4 protein-coding genes are annotated in these 2,706 nt (G+C 73.5%); 1 reads left to right on the forward strand and 3 read right to left on the reverse strand.

The window, feature by feature from the left end:
• Positions 1–70 precede the first annotated feature (70 nt).
• Genes ACFSNB_RS18565 through ACFSNB_RS18575 form a run of 3 tightly spaced genes read right to left on the reverse strand, consistent with a single transcriptional unit; the run spans position 71 to position 1,946 of the window.
• Positions 71–1,114 (reverse strand): AraC family transcriptional regulator, encoded by a 1,044-nt coding sequence (locus ACFSNB_RS18565; protein ID WP_377319291.1) that lies wholly within the window; start codon positions 1,112–1,114, stop codon positions 71–73.
• A gap of 36 nt (positions 1,115–1,150) precedes the next feature.
• Positions 1,151–1,597, reverse strand: coding sequence for a type II toxin-antitoxin system RatA family toxin (locus ACFSNB_RS18570; protein WP_377319293.1), 447 nt, complete (start codon positions 1,595–1,597; stop codon positions 1,151–1,153).
• A 10-nt stretch (positions 1,598–1,607) separates the two neighbouring features.
• Complete coding sequence (locus tag ACFSNB_RS18575; RefSeq protein WP_377319295.1) at positions 1,608–1,946, reverse strand: cyclic nucleotide-binding domain-containing protein; 339 nt, start codon at positions 1,944–1,946, stop codon at positions 1,608–1,610.
• 141 nt (positions 1,947–2,087) lie between these two features.
• Here ACFSNB_RS18575 and ACFSNB_RS18580 point away from each other — a divergent pair.
• The coding region (locus ACFSNB_RS18580; protein ID WP_377319297.1) for a lytic transglycosylase at positions 2,088–2,706 on the forward strand (619 nt) is incomplete at its 3' end.

Here is a 2,706-nt window from a genome sequence, read left to right on the forward strand (position 1 = left end):
CGCCGCCGCCGGCCCGGGCCAGCCCCGGCACCGCGCCGCCCCGGCCCGAGGCGAGCGGTCCCGCCGCCGTTCAGGCGGAGGGCGGGGTGGCGGGGCACAGGCCGGGGCCGTCGCCGGCGCGGCGGCGGTAATCGCCGGGATTGGTGCCGGTCCATTTCTTGAAGGCGCGGTGGAAGGCGCTGGGCTCGGCGAAGCCGAGTTCGGCGCCGATTTCCATCACGCTGAGCCGGGTGGTGCCGAGCAGGGTGATGGCGCGGTCGCGCCGCAGGCGGTCCTTCAGCCCCTGATAGGACTGGCCCTCGGATTCGAGCCGGCGGCGCAGGGTCGAGGCCGAGGCGTTGAGGGCACGGGCGAGATCGTCGAAGCCGGGCCACTCGGCCGGCGGACAGGATTCGAGCTGGCGCAGGATCCGCACCGTCAGGCTGCTGCCGTCCTTGTACTGGACCAGCAGGTTTTCCGGCGCCACCGCCAGGAAACCGGCCAGCGCCGCCGGGCCGCGCACCACCGGCAGGGCCAGCGCGGCGGCGTCGAGGGCCAGGGTGGTGGCCGGGGCGTCGAACACCGGATCGGGGCAGAACAGCAGGGCATATTCGTCCCGGTGGGGCGGGGCGGGGTAGGCGAGGCGCAGCGCGCGGATCGGCAGCCGCCGGTTGACCAGCCAGCAGGCCAGCCGGTGGACGAACATCAGCAGGGTTTCCTGGGCGAAGATTCCGGCCGGGCGGTCCGGATCGGTCGGGCGCAGGGCGATCAGCGCCTGCGCGCCGTCGCGCCCCAGGCTGGCGGCGAGATCGTCAAGGTGCAGGGCGTAGAATTGCAGCGTCCGCTTCAGCGCGTGGTCGAGCCGGCGGCAGCCGATCACCGCATGGCACAGCATCGCGAAGCTGCCCGGCTTCATCCGGCGGGAATCCTGGCCGAAGAATTCGTCGTCGAGCAGTTGCGCCACCAGCCGCAGCAGCATCGCATAGGTCGCCGCCGGCAGCCGGGCCTGGGGATGGGTGGCGAGGTCGGGGGCGACGCCGATCTGGCCCAGCACTTCGTCGGGGTCGAAGCCGGCGCGGGCGACCGCGTCGAGCAGCGGGGCGACGAACGCGACCGAAACCGTGCCTTTTTCCATCCGCCGCCTCCCTCCGCCCGGTGCGCGCCGCCGTCCTCAGCGTTCCGGCCCGTACAGCTCGGCGACGCGGCGGCGGAAGGCGGCCAGCACGGTCGGTTCGACCTCGGGCATGGCGAGGCGGGCGAGGCCGTGCAGCAGGGGCGAGCGCAGCTCGATGTGGTAGCGGGCCTCGACCCGGCAGCCGCCCGGCAGCGGGGTGAACAGCCAGGTCAGCCGGAACAGGCGGAAGGGGGCGGCGCGCGAGGTGATCTCCAGCCGGTGCGGGCGCTCGAACTCGGCCCGGGTGGGGAAGCGGGCCTGGATCGGGCCGGCGCCGAACTGGTTGTCGACGTCGAGCGCGTTGCCCTCGCGCCGGCGGATGCGGGCGGCGCGGCAGAACGGCAGGAAACGGGGATAGGATTCGATATCGACGGCGATGGCGAACATCCGCTCGCAATCCTGGCCGGGAAGGTCGAGCCGCCAGCGGCCGGTCAGCGCGCTCATGCCGCCCCGGTCAGCTGCTGAGATTGCGGATGTTGCGGACGAAGATGTTGAGCAGGCCGCGCAGGAACGGATCGGCCTGGGCCAGCTTTTCGCGGAAGGTGTCGCGGGTGATCACCACGCAGGAAACGTCGGTGACGGCGCGGGCCGAGGCCATCCGGGGGTGATCGTCGATCAGGGCCATCTCGCCGAACAGCTCGCCCTTGCCGATGGTGGCGAGCACCTCGCTTTTGCGGCTGATCTCGACCTCGCCCTCCTGGATCAGATAGGCGCGGTCGCCGATCTCGCCCTCCTGGAGGATGCGGGTGCCGGCGTAGAACACCTTGCGATCGAGGACACGGTCAGGGCACATGCGGTCATCCTTGCGATTTTCCCGTCGCAGTTTAAGCCGGATCCGCCGCCGAGTCATCCGCCGCGGTGCCGGCCGGGGTGGGGGCGGGGTGGGGCGGCCGGGCGATTGCCCGGCGGAAACGGCGCGCCTATAGTGGCGCCCATGAGTGACTCCCCTGATCACCGTTCGCCGCGCCGCCTCGCCGCCGTGGTGCTGGCCGGGCTGGTGGCCGCCTGTGCCGCGCCGCCGCCGTCGCGCGAACCCCCGCCGCCCCCCGGCGCGGCCGAGACCCTGCGCCCGGGCACGGTGACGGTGACCCCGGGCGACACCGTCTATTCGATCGCGCGGCGCTACAATCTGTCGGTGCGCGACCTGATCGAGGCCAACCGGCTCGAACCGCCCTATCAATTGATCGGGGGGCAGGTGCTGCGCCTGCCCGGCGGCGGTGATTACGTGGTCCAGCGCGGCGACACGCTGCTGGGGCTCGCCCGCCGCTTCAAGGTCGATTTCAACACCCTGGCCGCCACCAACCACAAGACGCCGCCCTACGTGCTGAAGGTCGGCGAACGGCTGACCCTGCCCGGCGCGCCGCCGGCCGAGGGCGGTCCCGGGCGTGGCCCGGTGGTGATCGCCTCGCCCAATGCCGGCGGTACCGCCGCCGCCCCGCCGCCGCCGGCCCCGGCCCCGGCCGGGGCGCCGCCGCCGCTGGTCACCCGCGCCGCCGCCGAGGAACTGTCGGCCCCTGCCGCCGCTCCGGCGACGGCGGCTCCGGCGCCTGCCG

Source organism: Phaeospirillum tilakii (assembly GCF_042683125.1).
GTDB lineage: Bacteria > Pseudomonadota > Alphaproteobacteria > Rhodospirillales > Magnetospirillaceae > Phaeospirillum > Phaeospirillum tilakii.